The sequence below is a fragment of the Paenibacillus vandeheii genome (genome assembly GCF_030433635.1).
GTDB lineage: Bacteria > Bacillota > Bacilli > Paenibacillales > Paenibacillaceae > Paenibacillus > Paenibacillus vandeheii.
On sequence record NZ_JAROCD010000019.1, the window covers coordinates 97,604 to 116,814 of the forward strand.

19 protein-coding genes are annotated in these 19,211 nt (G+C 43.9%); 4 read left to right on the plus strand and 15 right to left on the minus strand.

The genetic code is table 11. The features are described from left to right. Nucleotides 1-5 precede the first annotated feature (5 nt). Nucleotides 6-1,463 carry an alpha-L-fucosidase gene (locus tag P5G61_RS28585; protein ID WP_301249640.1) on the minus strand — a complete coding sequence of 486 codons (1,458 nt, stop codon included), beginning with the start codon at nucleotides 1,461-1,463 and terminating at the stop codon, nucleotides 6-8. Between the two features lie 112 nt (nucleotides 1,464-1,575). Between P5G61_RS28585 and P5G61_RS28590 the strand changes: the two genes are divergently transcribed. After that, the gene (locus P5G61_RS28590) at nucleotides 1,576-2,418 is read left to right on the plus strand and encodes a helix-turn-helix domain-containing protein (RefSeq protein ID WP_301249658.1); all 843 of its coding nucleotides are present in this window, start codon (nucleotides 1,576-1,578) and stop codon (nucleotides 2,416-2,418) included. A gap of 313 nt (nucleotides 2,419-2,731) precedes the next feature. Here the strand turns inward: P5G61_RS28590 and P5G61_RS28595 are convergent, their stop codons facing one another. From P5G61_RS28595 to P5G61_RS28620, 6 genes are all read right to left on the minus strand, one after another. Further along, nucleotides 2,732-4,081 carry a glycoside hydrolase family 30 protein gene (locus P5G61_RS28595; protein ID WP_301249641.1) on the minus strand — a complete coding sequence of 450 codons (1,350 nt, stop codon included), beginning with the start codon at nucleotides 4,079-4,081 and terminating at the stop codon, nucleotides 2,732-2,734. A gap of 22 nt (nucleotides 4,082-4,103) precedes the next feature. After that, nucleotides 4,104-5,747, minus strand: a complete 1,644-nt coding sequence (locus P5G61_RS28600) for a type 2 periplasmic-binding domain-containing protein (protein WP_301249642.1) — start codon at nucleotides 5,745-5,747, stop codon at nucleotides 4,104-4,106. Nucleotides 5,748-5,817: 70 nt separating this feature from the next. Further along, nucleotides 5,818-6,705 carry a carbohydrate ABC transporter permease gene (locus P5G61_RS28605; protein WP_079344354.1) on the minus strand — a complete coding sequence of 296 codons (888 nt, stop codon included), beginning with the start codon at nucleotides 6,703-6,705 and terminating at the stop codon, nucleotides 5,818-5,820. A 15-nt stretch (nucleotides 6,706-6,720) separates the two neighbouring features. Further along, nucleotides 6,721-7,710, minus strand: coding sequence for an ABC transporter permease (locus tag P5G61_RS28610; protein WP_435874300.1), 990 nt, complete (start codon nucleotides 7,708-7,710; stop codon nucleotides 6,721-6,723). Between the two features lie 118 nt (nucleotides 7,711-7,828). Beyond that, complete coding sequence (locus P5G61_RS28615; protein WP_301249643.1) at nucleotides 7,829-8,851, minus strand: LacI family DNA-binding transcriptional regulator; 1,023 nt, start codon at nucleotides 8,849-8,851, stop codon at nucleotides 7,829-7,831. Between the two features lie 75 nt (nucleotides 8,852-8,926). Further along, on the minus strand, nucleotides 8,927-9,259 hold the full coding sequence (locus tag P5G61_RS28620; RefSeq protein WP_301249644.1) for a thioredoxin family protein: 333 nt from the start codon (nucleotides 9,257-9,259) through the stop codon (nucleotides 8,927-8,929). A 169-nt stretch (nucleotides 9,260-9,428) separates the two neighbouring features. Here P5G61_RS28620 and P5G61_RS28625 point away from each other — a divergent pair, with 169 nt between their 5' ends. Continuing rightward, the gene (locus P5G61_RS28625) at nucleotides 9,429-9,566 is read left to right on the plus strand and encodes a hypothetical protein (protein ID WP_301249645.1); all 138 of its coding nucleotides are present in this window, start codon (nucleotides 9,429-9,431) and stop codon (nucleotides 9,564-9,566) included. Between the two features lie 106 nt (nucleotides 9,567-9,672). Here P5G61_RS28625 and P5G61_RS28630 read toward each other — a convergent pair whose 3' ends face one another. From P5G61_RS28630 to P5G61_RS28640, 3 genes are all read right to left on the minus strand, one after another. Next, complete coding sequence (locus tag P5G61_RS28630; RefSeq protein WP_301249647.1) at nucleotides 9,673-9,966, minus strand: DUF3817 domain-containing protein; 294 nt, start codon at nucleotides 9,964-9,966, stop codon at nucleotides 9,673-9,675. A 173-nt stretch (nucleotides 9,967-10,139) separates the two neighbouring features. Further along, on the minus strand, nucleotides 10,140-11,348 hold the full coding sequence (locus P5G61_RS28635; RefSeq protein ID WP_301249648.1) for a macrolide family glycosyltransferase: 1,209 nt from the start codon (nucleotides 11,346-11,348) through the stop codon (nucleotides 10,140-10,142). Between the two features lie 79 nt (nucleotides 11,349-11,427). Continuing rightward, entirely contained in the window at nucleotides 11,428-12,396 is a 969-nt protein-coding gene (locus P5G61_RS28640) for a LacI family DNA-binding transcriptional regulator (protein ID WP_301249649.1), read from the minus strand. 166 nt (nucleotides 12,397-12,562) lie between these two features. Between P5G61_RS28640 and P5G61_RS28645 the strand changes: the two genes are divergently transcribed. Further along, nucleotides 12,563-13,996 carry a glycoside hydrolase family 1 protein gene (locus P5G61_RS28645; protein ID WP_301249650.1) on the plus strand — a complete coding sequence of 478 codons (1,434 nt, stop codon included), beginning with the start codon at nucleotides 12,563-12,565 and terminating at the stop codon, nucleotides 13,994-13,996. 126 nt (nucleotides 13,997-14,122) lie between these two features. On the opposite strand, the gene P5G61_RS28650 is transcribed toward P5G61_RS28645, so the two are convergent. The 5 genes from P5G61_RS28650 to P5G61_RS28670 form a co-directional block, all read right to left on the minus strand. Beyond that, nucleotides 14,123-15,127, minus strand: a complete 1,005-nt coding sequence (locus P5G61_RS28650; RefSeq protein WP_301249651.1) for an ROK family protein — start codon at nucleotides 15,125-15,127, stop codon at nucleotides 14,123-14,125. A 117-nt stretch (nucleotides 15,128-15,244) separates the two neighbouring features. Next, nucleotides 15,245-15,832 carry a sugar O-acetyltransferase gene (locus tag P5G61_RS28655; RefSeq protein WP_301249652.1) on the minus strand — a complete coding sequence of 196 codons (588 nt, stop codon included), beginning with the start codon at nucleotides 15,830-15,832 and terminating at the stop codon, nucleotides 15,245-15,247. A gap of 41 nt (nucleotides 15,833-15,873) precedes the next feature. Continuing rightward, nucleotides 15,874-16,440, minus strand: coding sequence for a sugar O-acetyltransferase (locus tag P5G61_RS28660; protein ID WP_301249659.1), 567 nt, complete (start codon nucleotides 16,438-16,440; stop codon nucleotides 15,874-15,876). Between the two features lie 267 nt (nucleotides 16,441-16,707). Further along, nucleotides 16,708-17,871: an MFS transporter gene (locus P5G61_RS28665; protein ID WP_301249653.1), complete on the minus strand. Its 1,164-nt coding sequence runs from the start codon at nucleotides 17,869-17,871 to the stop codon at nucleotides 16,708-16,710. A 105-nt stretch (nucleotides 17,872-17,976) separates the two neighbouring features. Further along, nucleotides 17,977-18,735 carry a TrmB family transcriptional regulator gene (locus P5G61_RS28670; protein WP_301249654.1) on the minus strand — a complete coding sequence of 253 codons (759 nt, stop codon included), beginning with the start codon at nucleotides 18,733-18,735 and terminating at the stop codon, nucleotides 17,977-17,979. 208 nt (nucleotides 18,736-18,943) lie between these two features. On the opposite strand from P5G61_RS28670, the gene P5G61_RS28675 reads away from it, so the two are divergent. Further along, a complete protein-coding gene (locus P5G61_RS28675; RefSeq protein ID WP_036664828.1) occupies nucleotides 18,944-19,072 on the plus strand; it encodes a DUF4023 family protein in 129 nt (42 codons plus the stop codon). Nucleotides 19,073-19,211: the final 139 nt, after the last annotated feature.

The window sequence follows — 19,211 nt, forward strand, 5'->3', positions numbered from 1 at the left end:
ATTTCCTATTCCAGTTCTAATTTAAATACAACGGGTGAGCCGCTATGCACGTTCCTTGTCGTTATCGTCAAAGACTCTTCCGTCCTGCTCCATTCTGGTTCTTCGTCGAAGCCCAACACCTGAATATTCCTGATCAGTCCATGAAAATGATGGGAATTCTCCTTTAGCGACCGGATATGAACAATCCCGTTCTCCGGGTAGACCATAACCGTAGTATAGAGAAAGCTTTCTTTTACGGTAAAGCGAATATCCTCACTTGTGAAAATCTTGGTCTCACCATCAGTAAACTGTCCTTCTTTCACCTCGGTCGGCCCTTCCCCATACGTCCGCCAGAACGTCGTGTCATAGATCGCCTCACCATTCACTTCCAGCCATTGACCTATGGCAAGCAGAATGTTCTTATCTTCATCGGGAATGGTGCCATCCGCTTTGGGTCCAATGTTTAACAGAAGACTGCCGTTTTTGCTTACAATATCGACGAGATCCCGGATAATCTCGACCGCAGACTTATAATCATTATTTTCTGTATAACACCATGAGTTTTTGGCGACTGCTGTATCCGTTTGCCAGAAATACGGCTTGAGGTCAGCGAATTGTCCTCGTTCCACATCCGGTACGGCACAACCGAGCATAAAAGCATCATGTTTATAGTTAATCGCTACCGGGATACCCCACTCTTCACCTTTGTTATAGTAGTAGGCGCTGAACTTTTTCAAGTAAGGTTTGAACGCGGCCGTCTGGATCCACCAGTCAAAATAAAATACGCTCGGCTGGTATTCATCCACCAGTTCACAGCAACGAATCAACCAATCTTCCAGATACTCATCCGTTGGAGGTGAGCCATATAAGTCATGATGATCCGGCTCGGGCATAGCAGGCCAGTAGAAATCACCGCGCCGGAGCGGTTCCTTGATATCCGAGTCAAACGCTTTGCCATGAGACATGAAGAACCAGTGCTCCGCCCGATGAGATGACACGCAAAGAACCAACCCCTGCTTCTCATATGCGGCCTTCATCTCCCCCAAAAGATCTCGTTTGGGTCCCATTTCAACTGTGTTATAGTGAGATATGGCGCTTTTATACATTTGGAATCCGTCATGGTGCTCTGCGACTGGCATAACGTATCTGGCTCCTGCCTTTTTAAAAAGCGCAGCCCATTCGTCTGCATCAAAATTCTCTGCCCGAAACATCGGAATAAAATCTTTATATCCAAAATCCTTCGGAGGCCCGTAAACAGCAAGGTGATGTTCATGGGCTTTGGAGCCTTCCATATACATATTTCGCGAATACCATTCATTATCAAATGCAGGAACGGAGTATAGTCCCCAGTGAATAAAAATACCAAATTTCGCATTACGATACCACTCGGGAACCTGGATTGCACTCAGTGAATTCCAGTTGTCTTTAAATTTGCCTTCGTCAATGGTCGCTTCAATACGTTGCAAATATTCATTTTTGTCCATATGCAATGTCACCCTTCCGTTATCCTATTCACATGTATTGTAGTGACTTGAGCCATAGATAGACATGAAGAGCATTAACTTTTAGATGGACAATATTAACCTTTGTAAGGAGATGAAGATTGTGAATGACAGGACATTGCTCACGAACCACTTATCCAATCTGCAGGTTGAATTGTTCATGGTCAACTATAATCGGTGCGAAACGGACTGGAAAGATCTCGATTACACACCTGATTACAGTAAGTTCTATTTTATCTGCGAAGGGGAAGGCTGGCTCAAGATTGGAGATCAGGAATATTACCCAGCACCTGGCCAACTTTTTTTGATGCCCGAAGGAATAAGACAGTCTTACTCTGCCATTAGTGATCGTCCTTTTCTCAAATACTGGTGTCATTTCAGCGCCAAGGTCGGAGGCATCAACCTGTTTCAAATTTTACGGCTCCCGCACTTTTGTGCGCCAGCTGATCCGAGGCTGGTTCGGGAAACCTTTAATAGCATCCTTACTTATGCCAGATCGGGCGAGGTCTATGCTCATATGATGGCCAAAAGCAAGCTAATGGAGTTACTTTCCTATTATGTAATGAATCTGGATCTCAATCAGATTTCTTATGTAAATGCGCCTGTCATGGAGAAAATGTCTGCGATCCTGACTTATATCGAATCCAACGTCGAACAAAATATTACGGTTCAGGATCTGGCTCAGATCGCTTATATGCATCCCAATTATTTTATTCGTTTCTTCAAGCAGCAGATCGGGGTTCCACCCATCCACTATATAACTAGCAGAAAAATTGATAAAGCTAAGGAGCTCCTGACCTCTACATCAAACACGGTGACTGCCATAGCTGAATACCTCGGGTTTAGTGACTTGTATTATTTCTCGCGACAATTCAAAAAGCATACAGGGCTTAACCCGACAGAGTATCGCAGACAAACAACGATTATAACCTCATGAGGAATTATGTAAGTTTTCACCTGTAAAGGTTCCGCTAAGGGAACTCCATTGTCATAACTCGCTACGGTTCCCACCTCCTTGTAGTAGCAATATTTTATATCAAACCATTTCAGCGGGAAGTATGTGCTGTTTATTGATGAGAGCAGCGGAACACCAAATTTAGCGATCCAAAGAGTATAGGCTCACTAAACGCCAATATAAAAAGGCGATACAGAGAGATTTCTTCTCCGTATCTCCTTTTATTTCCATACAATCCAATATTTAAGCAGCCTGTTAGAACTACTCCCCCGAGCTGGGGGAACACTGCATTACTCTACTCTTGGTTAATCAAAATGGACAAAGCACTCTTGGACTCCAGTTGGAAACTTAACAGCTCCTCTTCTTTTAGCAGAACCTGTACATTTCCTGTCTCTTCTCCGTCATTGAAAAGCACAACGGCAATCGAACCATCTGTATTTTTGAAGGCTACAGAACGAATGCATGCCTCATTGGAGGAAGAGTCAATACGTACCGCTTTGGGACGAATCAAGGCACTGAAATGAGCCAGAGCATAATAATCGAGAGTATAAGTAAGCTCTTTAGTTTGCTGGTTGACCTTCACAATGCCACGACATGTACTTTTCCCAAAGCCAGGAACGGTGGGGCCGTTGTTCTCATCAAGTGCCATATTCCAGAGTACAAAAGATTTGCTGTAATTGCGAAGAATCTCAATACCTGTTCTGATTACATTGGAGAAGGCCTGTTCGAATGGAGGAATCCATTCCCCTCCTGATCCTTCGGTGAAGTGTACCTCTTTACCGGCAAAGGCTTCATACACCTTCGTTTGAGCCGAGGCTTCGCCCCCATACCAGTGCCAAGCCACTCCATCCACCTCTTCTGCCGCCTCTTCTAGCACGGTCAGCGGATAATCCGGACGATCCCAGTTGTGATCATAACAGAGGATTTTGGACTGAATATCATTTCTGACCAACGCAGGCTTTAGATGATTCTTGATAAAGTCTGCTTGTGCTTCGGCTGGCATCAACATGCCGGGATAATGACCCGGTTCATAAAGTGCCTCGTTCTGTGGTGTCACGGCATGGATAGGTAATCCATGCGAAGCGTAGGCTTGGATATACTTCACAAAATACTCCGCATATGCCGGATACCACTCATTCTTTAATTGACCTGTAATCATGGAGCCGCTTGTTTTCATCCAGCCCGGGGCGCTCCATGGTGAAGCGAACAGCTTCAGATCCGGATTCAACTCCAACGCCTTTTGGGTCAAAGGAATAACATCCGCTTCATCGTGTGCAATGCTGAACCCGGAACATTCCGGGTCCGTTTGGTTTTCTGGCAAATCATTATAGCTGTACACCGTTCTCGCATAGTCTGAAGCTCCCATCGGATTACGAATGACCGACAATCCAATGCCTTCCTCGGGATGGAACAACCGGGTCATGACTTCAGCTCTCTGCTCTTCGTTTAATATCTGGTTGATCAGATAGGCAGATGAATCGGTAAAAGAAGCCCCGAAACCATCCATCTCCTGATATGTTTGCTGATCATCCAGAAGGATTGTCGTTGTCTCCGAATCGGAGTCTTGCGGTTGTAATTGATCTGGGGATACGGATACAAACAATGCATCTTCTCCCGTAGATTTGTACATTTTGAATTTCGTCATATGCTTTCCCTCCACAATCCTCTTATTGGATACCCAATTTCTCTTTATTCAGTTTCATCTTCTCACTACGTACCTTCACGATGTCATCCCAACGGTTATCACCCAAGAATGACTTGTAAGCGGCAAGTGCATTGTCAAACGAGGCATCGTCCTTGGCACGTACCATGCTTACCAGTGTGGAGTTCCACTTGGCGTTGATCGCCGACAACGCACGTGCTTCAGGTGTTCCTTGATTCGGACTAATATTCTCGAGAATGAAGTGTGGTTTCAGCTTTCCTTTGCCCCACTCTTGCATTTGTTTAATAGCTTCCGGGAAAGCATCCGCACTCAGCGCTTTGTGACGGTCATGTCCAAAGAACATAAATTCGCCCATCCGGTAATCCTTTTTAAATTTATCCGCATTGTGCAGCTGCAGGTCTTTCACCGCTGGCAGCAGCTCAACCGTACCGTCTGCATTCTTTTTATACGTCTCGCCTTCAATGCCGTAGTTCATCAGAAGCTGACCTTCTTCACTGAGCAGGTACGTAAAGATTTGAATCGCTTTGGCCGGATCTTTGGCATCCTTGGAGATGAAGTTGATCATCCAGCCTGTAATCCCGGATTGATTTAGTGTCGGTGCATTTCCCTTGGTGCTTTGCGGTCCATCAATGGCAACATATTCTTTGCCTTCGTTGGCACTCAGATAAATCTGCAGATTGCCTCCCTGTTGAGGGGTGCCATCCAGCAGCATCGTTGCATATTTTCCAGATTTCACTTTTTCCTCAAAGGCCGTACCATCATCAGCGAAGCTGTCATCACTAATATTTCCGTCTCTGTATACCTTATTTAACGTCTTCAGCCATGTAAGATAATCCTCATCCTGATTGCGATCGTAGAATTCTCCATTTGAAGTTTCAAGCGGCACGCCAATGAAGTCTTGCAGCGTATCTCCGAGTGAACCTGTGCCTTCACCAATCGAGTTAAAACCAAATGGAATCAGCGTTGGGAACTTTTCCTTGATCTGCTTCATCACACTTTCGAATTCCTCTGGCGTTCCCATGACAGGACTTCCGAGAGCTTCGTATACATCCTTACGGATGATAAATGCTGTTTTGGCGGGGATGTTACCGCTATCATAATCGGCTTGCGTATTGGAATAGTTTGGATATCCATATGTCTTGCCATCAGCTAACTGGAACCAGTTCAGCGTGTCGGCAGCCGCTACCTTGTTAAAGTATGGATCATATTTCTCCGCAAGGTCATTCAGTGGCATAGCCCAGGTTGCAGCTTTTTGCACCACCGGGGAGTTGGAGTCAAATACGGTCAGCAGGTCAGGCATGTCACCACCGGCAAAGAATGTGTTTAATTTCGTATCATCACCTGTAATGAATTTGATGTTGATGTTTAAGTCTTCTTTGATCTTCTTGGTCACAATGTCTTTGCCAAAATCCGTGTTCCACCAGTCCGCATTAACGTACCAGGTCAGGTCTGTAACCTCTTCCTTTTTATCGAGCTGCCAGGCTGGTTTTTCCGGATCGACGGTATAGCGATCTTCAATGGAAACCCAGTTCCCTTCGCTCGAACCCCCTGAACCACCACTGCACCCTGTAATCATTAACACGGCTGTCAGCAATGCCGCGCACAGTTTAACTCCTTTTTTGCCTGCTGCCTTATTCATCTTGAACATATTGTTTCCTCCTTAAAGTTAGGTGAGAAATATGGAATAGAGCGAACTTTTTAATGTACCTTGATGCCCCTTACTCCTTGACCGCTCCCAGCATCATACCCGAGATAAAGTATCTTTGAAGGACGGGATAGATCAGTATGATCGGCAGTGTGGTAATAACAATTGTGGCTAGTTGTACCCCTTTAGTCGTTGTTTCAATGACTGCCGAGCCGCCGATATTTTGCATCGATTGCGTCTGGGACTGAACGATAATTTCGTACAGCATCATTTGCAGCGGATACAGAGACTGATCGGTAATGTACAACTTGGTTGTCATAAAGTCATTCCACTGTCCCACCCCATTGAACAGTGCGATGGTCGCCATGGCTGGCATGGACAGCGGGATAAAGATTTTCAGGAAAATATGCCAATCCCCTGCACCATCAATTTTGGCTGACTCCTCCAGAGAATCCGGGACATTCCGAAAGAAATTCATCAGAATGACGACATCATAAAAGCTGAACAATGCCGGAATAATGTACACCCAGAAGCTGTTGAGCAGGCCGAGTGATTTGATCAATAAATACGTTGGAATCATTCCGCCAGAGAAGAACATGGTGATAACACCCATGGCAACGTACAGTTTACGACCACGTATGTACTTTTTGCTCAGACCGTAGCCGACCATAGCACAGAAGAACACGTGTGTAACAACGCCGATGGTTGTTTTGGAAACCGAGATGAAGAACGCTTGCCAGATGTTCGAATCGTTGAACACGGCTCTGTAATTCTCCAGCGAGAACTCCGGTGACCAGAAGATGAACCCGCCTTCCGCCAAAGCTTTGCCTGAGCTAAAAGAAGAGATGATGACATTCCAGAGCGGGACTATAATAACAACAGTACAAATAACGAGCAAAATAATATTTAAGGTATCAAAGATCCGACTATCGAGATCTTCTTTAGCCGCCTTTCCATTCACACGGGATGCCTCCTTCTACAGCACAGATTGATTATCGTTTAATTTGCTTGTAATTTTGTTCGCGGTGACCAGCAGAATAACGGACACAATCGAGACGCCCAGACCAACCGCGGTAGCATACGAAAAGTCACCCTGTGACATCCCCATACGATATACATACGAATTGATAACTTCGGCCTTGTCACGGTTTTGCGAGTTCATCAGAACCAGCGTCTGGTCCAGATTGGAACCGAGTAAACCGCTTACAGTAAGAATCAGATTAAGGCTAATAATTGACTTCATGTTGGGCAACGTAATATTCCAGATTTGTCTGAGACGGCTTGCACCATCAATTTTGGCTGCCTCATAATACGTAGGATCAATCTTCGACATAATCGCCAAATACAGAATCGTTCCCCAGCCGGCCTCTTTCCAAATATCCGATAAGACTGCAATCCACCAATACTTCCCTGCGTCCAGCAAAATATTTTGCGGTTGCGAGATTACTCCCAAGCTGAGCAGCAGCTGATTAAATAATCCCGTTGTTGAGAACCAGGTGATTAACATACCGCCCAATACGATCCAGGACAGAAAGTGAGGCAGATATGAAATCGTTTGCACAAACTTTTTGAAGCGTCCGCTGTTTAATTCATAGATCATGATCGCCAGGATAATAGGAATGATGAACCCGATACCCAATTTCAAAAAGCTGATCCCCAGCGTATTAACTACAGCATCCCAAAAGTATTTGTCTGACATGATGATTCTGAAATTTTCCAACCCGACCCAAGGTGCGCTCGACAGCGTATCAATGACGGTGTAATTTTTGAAGGCAATTGTCAATCCATATATCGGAATGTAACAAAAAATAATCATAAAAATGATGCCGGGTATAATCATCGATTGAATTTCCCATTGTCTTCGGTAATCGATAACGAATTCTTTCATTCTTTGTCCGATCGGTTTCCTTCCTCCCGGCCTTACAGGCTTTTTAACGGTTGACGTCTCTACGGCTAATTTACTCACGCTCTTTTGCTCCCCTCCAACTTAAGCATCACTTCATAAAAACGTTTTTATTTTTCGGCAAAAAAACCCCCTGATCTCAATTCAATCATTTAAAAAAGACCGGAAATGATTGAATACGTTAGGTTAAATAATCACTCCGGTCGATCTTCACATGACTTGAACCCCGTATAATAAGTTCACCCGCCAATTTTTGTGAAACTCCATGTTCCTTCTTCTTGATCATGCGAACCAGGTGGTTGATCGCCAGGATACCCTGCCTCGCAATCTGATTTCTTACGGTACTTAATGGCGGGGAAAAATATTGGGCAATATCAATATCATCGAAGCCTACTACACTTACATCCTGAGGAACCTCAAAGCCGTGCGACTTCAACGCATGGATACAGCCAATTGCACTCACATCATTTCCTGCGAGAAAAGCATCAGGCACCTTGGCAGGATGCAGATGAAGAAAAGATTTTACAGCACTGTAAGTGCCCTCTTCCTCAAAATACCCTTGTAGGATGTAATCATCATCCAGCGGAAGCTGGTACTCACGCAAAGCGGCCAGATATCCATCTCTACGCTGATTACTATCAAACATGGTGTCCACGCCTGAAATGTAGGCGATTTTCTTGTGCCCCAGTCCAATTAAATACTTGGTCGCTTCGTAACCCGCCACATAGGAGTCAAAAATGACGCTTCCCATCGTATCGCTCTGATAGACCCGATCCAAAAATACGGCCTTGATCTTGTCTTTCTCCATAGCGACAATATCCTGCTCATCAATCCGCAGCTCTTCGTAGATGATAACACCATCCACTCGCCGTCCCAGAATATTACTCATAATGACCTGCTTATCCTTGGTCACAAATACATTCAGCCCGTAACCCAGACGATCGCATTCACGAGACATGGATTCAACCAGCTTATAAAAATACGGACCCGACACACTTGTGGTGAAAAAGCCCAGCATTTTGGTTTGTCCGGACTTCAGCAGCTTGCCGTTCAGGTTGGGAACGTAGTTTAAACGCTCTGCTACCTTCAGGACATGTGATTTCGTCTCCGGGTTCAAGACATCTACACCGTTCAAGGCGTTGGAAACCGTAGAAATGGATACACCGGCTTCCCTTGCAACATCTTTAATTGTAATCTTTCCCATAATTTTTGTTCCTTTGCTATAAAAACGTTTTTATATATTTTAAATTAGCATAAAACCGTTTTCAACACAACACTTTTATGAATACATCCGATGAATCTGTTGTAACTGCTCTTCCAATCGATCGAAGCGAACAAAACGATCCGCTCGAATATATTCTTTTTGCTCTACAAACATAATCATTGTCGGCACTGTAAAAATTAAAAACCTCGACGCCACTTCTTCCACCAGGTTAGCATCGACGTGTCCCAGGGATACCATGGGGTATGGCTCAAGCAACTCCCTGATTTTAGGAAGCAGGGCGTGACATACACTGCACTCTGGTCGAGATACGTACAAAAAAACCAATTCATTTTGTTGAAGAAAATCGTCTACCATTTCTATGGATGTTAACTCATTACGTTTTTTCATAGAGGGACTCCCTTTCGCTGCTGGCGGTTTTAGCTGAAATACAGTTTATCATGGATGTTTGTCCAGACAAAATGTGTACGTATCTAATCTAAACATTTTCCTTTCAAATACAGCCTTCCTGGATTACAATAAAAATGGAAGAACACCCCAAATGAAACGAGGTTATTCAATGAAAAAATCAGTTCTTTTTCTGTTCACTGCCCTGATTGTCGTGTCCTCCTTTTCAGCTTATACACCCGTGTCTGACGCCTCTGGTGATATTGGAGTCAGCCTGCAATCGGACCGTCAGCAAGGCACGGTAAAATAAGCAACACGCACCTTTTAAAAAGAGATTTTCACAGCAAGCAGGAGGCGACCAGTTCGGATAACATCCGAAGTTGGTCGCCTCTTGTGATTGTGCTTTTCAACGATTTTTACGTCCAGTCTCTCTTGCGAAGATAGGATTCGAATACAAATGTTCCAAAAGGCAACAAGCCGGCTGCCAATCCCATGATCCAGCGTGAAGCTTTCCATTTCTTCACAACTGCCAAATGCACAAGTGTAATCAGATATAGTGGAAAAAGAATGCCGTGAATCATACCCATAATGGTTACCGGAGAAGATATATCGGCAAAATATTTTAGCGGCATGGCTATAAAAATCAACAGCAGCAACGATACCCCTTCCCATATGCCTGCAATTCTGAATCGACCTGTCACTGTCTTCACCTGTTCTATCTCACCTTTCCTGCGGTTAGTTTGTGAAATATGTAACTTGTTACAAGATGCTTCAAGTTGAAGCTGCATCGTTTGTAATGATGCAGCTTCTTGAAACTTCTTGTTCAGTATACCGCATGGTTCCGGTTCAAAAATGCTTCAATTTTGAACAATTGATGACTGAACTAGCCGTGAGTGAGATATTGACTTTTAAATTCAAAAATCGCATCAACAGCGCAATGATAACCACCTGATTTTCGAAAGGATTCCCTAATATTTGCAGCAGCTGTCTTGAAATCAGAGACGTTTAACACATGATCTACCGCTTCACGCAGCTGAAGGGCAGTCAACGTTTGCATATGTAAACGGATGCCGGCTCCCCTACTGGCCACCTGGTCAGCAATGAGCGGCTGGTCCGCGCCTTGAGGAAGTATAATTAGGGGAACCCCGAAATATAGTGCTTCATTCGTACTGTTCATCCCACCATGTGTGATAAATAATTTAGCAGACTGCAATACATCCATTTGTGGGACATAACGTTTAACGATGAAATTTTCCGGAATTTCTCCCAGATCAGCAATTGATGTGTTCTCCCCTACAGACATGACAATGGTATGATTGGTATTCCCCAATGCCTCCAAGCAAAGCTTATAGAAATCAAGAGCTTGGTTAAAAACCGTACCCAGTGAGATGTAAATCGGTCTTTTCCCTTTAATTGCTGCCAGGTCGAACTCTTCATGCGTTAGTCGCGAAAAGATGGATGGTCCTACAAATTGATACGTGTGGTCAAATGCTTCTCCATCAGGTTGGAATTCCCTTGTTGTATATACGATGGTAAGCGGTGCGGGATTGCAAAACACTTCGTAGGGAGAAGGAATCTCCACCTCATATTTTTCCTGTAACCTGATCGTCAAGCTATGGAATCTATCATTTATAGGTTGGACGATTTCCGCAGGAACATTGAAGTGAAATTGTTGTATCAAATGATTGAATGATTCTTCGGTCTGTGCAAATGAAGTACATGAATTAATAGCAGGAAGCTTCAAAATTTGCGCAAGCAAGCGTCCGCAGCCAAACATGGAATCATGGATAATGTAGTCAAAATGTTCACCCTTGATCTGTTCAAGCACGCTCGGAATGACGACATCTGCCGTAAGCAAAAGACCGTTAACCCGTTCAAGCAAATAATCTCTGCCACCTGAAATAAAGGCATTAATGAATTTTTGATCGTCAAAGGTTCGGACTATAGCACCCGTCTTCTCCATACGTTCCCGATACGCTTCTATCGTAAAGTACACAACCTCTTCTCCGCGTGAAACCAGCTCTTGCACTACCCCGATCGTTGGATTGACATGTCCCTCTGATCCACCATTAATGAATAATACCCGCGCCATTTCGACCACTCCTTCGGTATACTGCTGTTCTCCTGAACATTGTAAAAATTTGCAAACGAGTACGTCCTTTCCCCCGCATTTAGGTAGTTGAACGCTCAATCAGCTGAAATTCCAGTTGCTGAGCCTGTAACTCCTGCTTGCCAAGGACGGCCCATAATCGATGAAATGCCTGCGTAGCCTGTTCTGCAATCGGATTATGTATAGTTGTTATCCCAAGAACCCGGGACAGCTCAATGTCATCGAAACCAACAATGGCAAGTTGTTCGGGAACCCGTATATTCTGTTTGCGTGCCTCAGACCAAATTCCAATCGCTGCATAATCATTCGAACATAACACGGCTTGAGGCAGTTCTGGCCGACTCGCCATTCTTCGCATCGCTTCTTCTCCATCAGATGAGCTAAACACCGAATATTGATAGGCTTCACGCCATACAGGCAGACCCTTATCTGCCATAAATGATTCATAGGCTAACCGCCGGCTCTGGGTATTCAGGCTTTCTGCTCTGCCAAAGGCATTCGCAATACGTGTATACCCTTTGGAAACCAAATGCTCAAGTGCCAGCCTGTAGCCATGCGCCTGATCCATGGCCACTGACGGAATTTCGTCATTTCCCATCCGCTGCCAGGATACAATCGGACCATACTCGCAATAGGCTTTCAGCTTGTCGGGATGATTGACACAGGTCATAATTACGAGTCCATCCACCCGTTTACTCCGCAGATCCTCGAACGCCTGCAATTCAATTTCCTTATCTCCACGCGAAGTATAAATCAAGGTCTGAAATCCATAATCCATCGCGGTATCAATGAATTGATTCATGAACGTAAGAATAATCTCGTTGGTTGCGGATGTGACAATACCAATTTGTTTCGTCTGTCCGGTGGATAACGAAACGGCATTTCGATTCGGTATATAGTTGAGCTGTTTCATGATTTCCGTTATTTTCTGCCGGGCCTCGTCACTCACATGCGGTGAATGATTAATCACTCTGGACACCGTAGCCTTCGAGTAACCAGACTGCTTCATAATTTCATCGAACTTGGACACATGAAGTCTCCTTTCTTGCTGACTTTCTATGATGAATTACAGTTTGCCTCAAAATATATAAAAAGTAAAACTTGACGTGTAACCCGTTCCAACGTTTAAGCTTTTTTTATGCAGTGCTGCTGTATGTAACATCCACAATGAATTCATAACGATAGGAGCGATATGTATGAGTCATTCTCTACATCCATCATTCAATTTCCCCGAGAACTTCCTGTGGGGTGGTGCCATTGCGGCCAACCAGGCAGAAGGCGCATATAATCAAGGTGGCAAAGGATTGTCCACTCAGGATGTCGCACCTAAAGGTATCATGGGTCCGATTACTGAAGAACCTACTGAAGATAACATGAAACTGATCGGAATTGACTTATATCATCGTTACAAAGAAGATGTGAAGCTGTTCGCGGAGATGGGATTCAAGGTATTCCGTACTTCCATCGCCTGGTCCCGCATCTTCCCTAAGGGCGATGAATTGGAACCTAATGAAGAAGGTCTTCAATTCTATGATGATCTCTTTGACGAGTGTCTTCAATACGGAATTGAACCACTGGTCACACTTTCTCATTATGAGACACCCCTGCATCTTTCCAAGGAATATGACGGTTGGGTCAATCGGAAGATGATTGGTTTCTATGAGCGCTATGTGACTACCGTATTCAAACGTTATCAAAATAAAGTAAAATACTGGCTCACATTCAACGAAATCAATTCCATTCTGGAAGCACCATTCATGAGTGGTGGCATCTATACACCGAAAGAGAAGCTCAGCAAGCAGGATCTTTATCAGGCAATACACCATGAGTTTGTAGCCAGTGCTTCTGCTGTGAAGCTCTGTCATGAGATCATTCCAGGTGCGCAGATTGGTTGTATGATGCTCAGTATGCCAACTTATCCGCTCACACCGAATCCGGATGACATGATCAAAGTAATGGAATTCGAACATAGCAATTATTTCTTCGGAGATGTGCATGTAAGAGGCCGTTATCCAGGATACATGAAACGTTATTTCCGGGAAAATGGAATCCAGATTCAAATGGAAGATGGCGACGAAGACATGCTGCTGCATACCGTTGACTTTATTTCCTTCAGCTATTACATGAGTATCTGTCAAACGGCTGATCCGGACAAACAAGTTGCGGGTGAAGGTAATCTGCTTGGCGGTATACCTAACCCTTACTTGCCTGCAAGTGAGTGGGGATGGCAGATCGATCCGCAAGGACTTCGCTATGTTCTGAACATGTTCTATGACCGTTATCAGAAACCACTCTTTATTGTGGAAAATGGTTTGGGAGCTGTGGACGAACTTATTACCGGATCTAATGGTGAGAAGACAGTGGAAGATGACTACCGTATTCAGTATCTGAATGATCATCTTGTTCAGGTCGGGGAAGCCATTGAAGACGGCGTTGAAGTTATGGGATATACATCCTGGGGATGTATTGATGTGGTCAGTGCTTCGTCAGCACAATTGAAAAAACGCTATGGTTACATCTATGTTGATCGCCATGACGATGGTTCAGGAACACTCGAACGGTATCGCAAAAAATCATTCCACTGGTACAAAGATATCATCAGCAGTAATGGTAAGAGCCTAAAACGTTAAAAAATTGCATCATTGCAAGCAGGTGCATTCCTGCTCGCCCCCAGCAGAACATACGGACAAGCATTGGGCACACCATGTTTTGTATTGTTTTCTGCTGGGGGATTTTTATTCATTCATACCATAGATTCAATTGAATTGGACCAGGGTCGGTTCCAGTGATTTCAACGTTAACCACCGCATTCCTGCTTCAAAATCTGCCTGGAAAGAATCGATCAGAATAATGTCAGGATAAGATGGCATTGACAGTTCAGCTTGATACATTTCCCATGCTTGAACAACCGCTTCTTCTTCAACCATTTTCTGGTATATCACAACTTTATCGGGTGCAAGAATCGCATTGACCGTTTGAATCATTTTGCACACCGTTTCAATAAACGTTTCCTTTGCCACTGAGGAATACCAATCCATTCCCATTGGGAGGTACTTCACTTCCCCCGCCATGCCAAGTTTTCCTTTGATCACTTTGCCGTCCAGATAAATGCCCATGCCCGGAGGATATTTGGTTGGAAAATAGATCCCAATGACACAGTGATCTTCGTCAAGCTCCTGTTTGGCGCAATATCCGCTGATTGCAGCATTCACATCATTTTCCACCATCACTGGTAATCCGAACTGCGCTTCAAGATCTTCAATCATGCGTATACCTTCTAGCTGTTGGTGACTGCTCACCATAATTTTCCCATTCACGGTTTGCCCCGGAATACCGATACCGATCACTTTAATGGAAGCATGCTGAGCCAGCACGTTTTCAATAATTTCATAGAAGTGTTTCTGATCAAAGGTTGGCATCGTATATTCTTCTCTGAACACCATACGATCCTCTAGGTTAATGACGGTGGCCGTGATCAGATCCTGCCCCTGCTTATCGTTGATGTAAATGACCAAAGCCAAGCTGAAATCATAATTATATCGGTAGGTTAGTGCCGGTCTTCCCCCATTGGATGGAACTGTCTCATCCTCAAACAGCTCACCCAGATCACATAACTCTTTTACCAGTGAATTGACGGTTACTACACTGAGCTTGGTCAAGGAGGCCAGTTGAGGTTTGGTGGCTGTTTCCACCCGTTTCATGACCTGGCGTACATGGTTTATATTAATTTCTTTCATCAAATACGCATTCGCTATTTTCACAAGCACCCTCCTCCAAAGTTTCTTATTCGATGTATTAACTATACAATATCTCCAAAGGGTTTAAAAACACCCGATGAAAAACATCGGGCATCCTGAAGGTTGATATACACTTGGTGATTAACCTCTGCTGTACTTCATTTTGTCTGCTTCCGTTATTTTGCGAATAACTCTGCACGGATTACCCGCAGCGATTACATCAGAAGGAATGTCTTTCGTGACTACACTGCCTGCCCCAATAATTGTGTTATCTCCAATAGTCACACCCGCAAGAACAGTCACGCCGCCACCGATCCATACATTGTTGCCCACCGTGATGGGACCTACAATCTCAAGACCTTCGTTACGCTGTTCCACATCATAAGGGTGACCGGCAGTATAGAATCCACAATTCGGAGCAACAAAAACGTTGTTACCAAAACTGATTTTGGCTCCATCCAGCATAACTATATTATGATTGCTATAGAAGTTCTCACCAATTTCAATGTTGTATCCGTAATCACATACAAACGGCTGCTCGATCAGGAAACGATCCGTCGTTTTTCCGAGCAGCTTTTTGAGCAACGCTTCTCTCTCGATGATCTTGCCTGGATGAAGCTGATTATACTCGTAACAAAGTCCTTTCGCGTACAAACGCTCATCAATTAATTCTTTGTCGTAATTCGCATTATACAGTAGTCCCAGTTGTGATTTCTCTTTTTCTGTCATGAATTCCTGTGCCTCCAACTCTTCTGTCCAAAATGAATGGTTTAAAGCTCTATCTCTCTAATAATTCTAGCAGGATTCCCACCAACAATCATGTTATCCGGGACATCTTTTGTGACTACAGCACCGGAAGCAATAACGACATTGTTCCCAATGTTGACTCCTGGATTAATTACTGCCCTGCCTCCGATCCATACATTATTTCCAATGGTTACTGGCTTTCCATACTCTGCACCTGTTATTCGTTCGAATGGATTCAAGGGATGAGTAGCCGTATATATGTGAACATCAGGTCCCATTAAACAGTGATCTCCAATGCGCACTTCACATACGTCGAGTATTGTACAGTTAAAATTGGTATAGAAATGTTCTCCAACATGAATGTTGTATCCATAGTCAAAATGAATATTCTGTTCCATGCTCAAGTGTTCACCCGTGGAACCCAACAGATCTTTCAATACCTTTGTACGGAGCTCACCATCAGTTTCTGTAGTCTGATTGTACATGCGTGTCATTCTTCTTGCATATTCCCTGTCTTGAGACAATTGGGGATCGGAAGCCAAATACAGCTCACCATCGATCATTTTTTGTTTTTCCGATTTTGCTGTCATATTGCTCATGATTGTTTCCCCTTTGTGTCCAATATTGTTTGCCTGTCATTAAGTACGAATTAATAAATTAAGATACTTTATAAAGCTATAATAATTATATGGGATAACCTAAATAAATCAAGTTCTTTTACAAATTGAATACAGAGATATTATGCGTAATATTATTTAAAAACCCACTGCAAATCCAATAAATTATTGGATTTGCAGTGGGTTGCTGAAGCAATACACTATAGAGCAGTTTGCACAGACAACATTTAAATTAACGCTTTATCCAGCCGCCTGAACCGTTTGCTCCTTGCGACTAATTGCATACACGGCTGACGCCAGACCCATCAGAATCAGAACCGATCCGATCCATCCTGTATTCAGAATGGACGAATGATCGATAACTACCCCGCCAATATAGGTTCCCAGAGCAATACCCGCATGTGCAATCCCTGAATTGGTGCTAATTAACGTTTCAGCCGTTGCCGGTGAGGTTTTGATAATCAGACTATTCTGTACCGGGGTAACCGTCCAGCTTAACGCACTCCAGATACTTAGCAAGATCAAGAAAGCAATCAAAGGCAGTCCGCTACTAAATGGAATCACCGCCATACTCACAATAAAGGGTATCAGTACGATGACAATGGCTTTGGCCGGGTGTAGACGATCTGATAATATGCCGCCGATGCCGCCCCCTGCCACCGCAGCGATACCAAACATCATATAAATAAAGGTGACCATCGTTGAGCTGGCTCCCAGCGTTTCCTGGAGAAATGGTGTGAAATACGCATATAACGTCAAGTGCCCTGCGAGCACAAGCAATGTTGTAACATGGATCGCCAGCATTTTTGGATTCCATAGAGCAGCAAGCTGCTTCTTCAATGATACGGCCGGAATCGGCTGCACACGTTCCATGGCAATGCCAATGGCAACCATAACCACTGCAGTCAGAACTGCGATCAAAATAAACACTTCACGCCATCCGGCGAGGTTACCCACAAAGATTCCGATAGGTACACCCAAAATCAGTGAAGCACTTCCTCCCATCGTAATTATTCCCACGGCACGCCCTTTATACTGAGGCTCCACAATGCGAGCTGCGAGCGTCAGAGACAGGACAAAAATTAGTGAGCCCGTTGCGGCTCCCAGTGCTCTTCCAGCCATGAGGATATAGAAGTTCGCACTGAATGCAGAGAGCAGATTGCTAATCAAAAAAACGAATAAAGTACACATGTATACTTTTTTACGCTCAAATCTGGCCGTCATATTTAACAAAATAGGCGCAGATATCGCATAGACAAGTGAAAAGATGGAGATTAAATACCCGGCTTTTGCCAAGGTTAAATGAAGATCTGTTGCAATCAAGTCCAGAATCCCGCCTAAGATGAGTTCCACGGTGCCAACCACAAAAGCCGCGATTGCAAGGACATATACTTTTTTGTTCATTTTTGAACCCTCCTCGAAAGTTACAACTACGATAGTAACCCAACCAAGAGAAGATTTCAATACAAAAAAGCTATTCTCCCAAAGAATAGCTTTTCGATACATGGTTCAATAAATTAAACGCGCCAGCAGACGTGCAATTTCTTCATCCTGAAGCAGCTGGTCACCATATTTTTTGGTAATTTGAGTAAGTGCGACATCATGATAGAAATAATCCGTCATTGCTTTAACAATTGGTTTGGATGTCGTCTTGATTGCCTTCCATGAGTCATGCTCAATACCCGCAAACAAAAGATAGGCATAATCCACAATGATCAATTGCGAAGGTTCAAGTTTACTGTCCTCAAGCATGGGAATTAACGAATATTTATGCGTTAGAGAGGATTGAAATCCTCCTACAGCCAGAACCTCCACATGCACCCCTTCAGCCTCTTTTTGCTCCAAAAGCTCCCGGTATTTGTCCATTTGCTCGTTCCAGGCCAGAAAAAGAATGGATGAGTCGGCTTCTTCAATAAGCTGTTCAATATTCGATGCAATGGATGATGCATCCTTCAATGTCCAGATATGCTCATCCGTGAATGTACGTTTGATTTTATAAGTCTTCAACTCCTCAATATCCTTCTCAAAGTCGGCCCTTATTTTGAGGATAATGGACTGAAGATCAACCGCCATATACAATTTCTTCTTCCCATGCATCGTTGCTAGGACTGTTCCCTTATCAATAAGCCGATTAAGCACTTCGTATATTTTGGCCTTGGGCACATTGGAGGAATTGACGATGGATGTAGCATCCAGTGGTTGGTCCTGCGCAAATATAGCCTCGTATACCTGACTTTCATATTGTGTAAAACCAAATTTCTGCAACATGGTCCAATCGGCCCGTCCCTTCTTGTTTGTATCTTTCTATACAGTGTAGACGCCTTACCTTCGCATGTCCAGTTTATCCCACCAGACCTCAGTCATGGCTGTATTGAGAAATGAAGTCGCGATTGAGCTTCCAAAATATAATGATCTCTCCATGGTTATATTAAGATCCAGGCTACACATTTTAATTTTAAAGGAGGTGTACTCAAACATGGAAAGCACCCATGATTTTGTGAAGAAAGTAAACGAAAATGCCGAGAAAGCACGTCATAACAAAAACAATGGCAAGGGAACACCAACAGATAAACTGCCAGCAAAGCAGCACAGCACAAATAAGTAGAGCCATTATGATCGCTGGATTGAATGAATGGATTACTATGCTCTTGGTTATTCTGGCACAACAAAGGGGCTGTCCCATAAGTCATAAAATTGGCTAGGGACAGCCCTGTTTTCCAAATTGTAAAACAAAAAGAAACCGT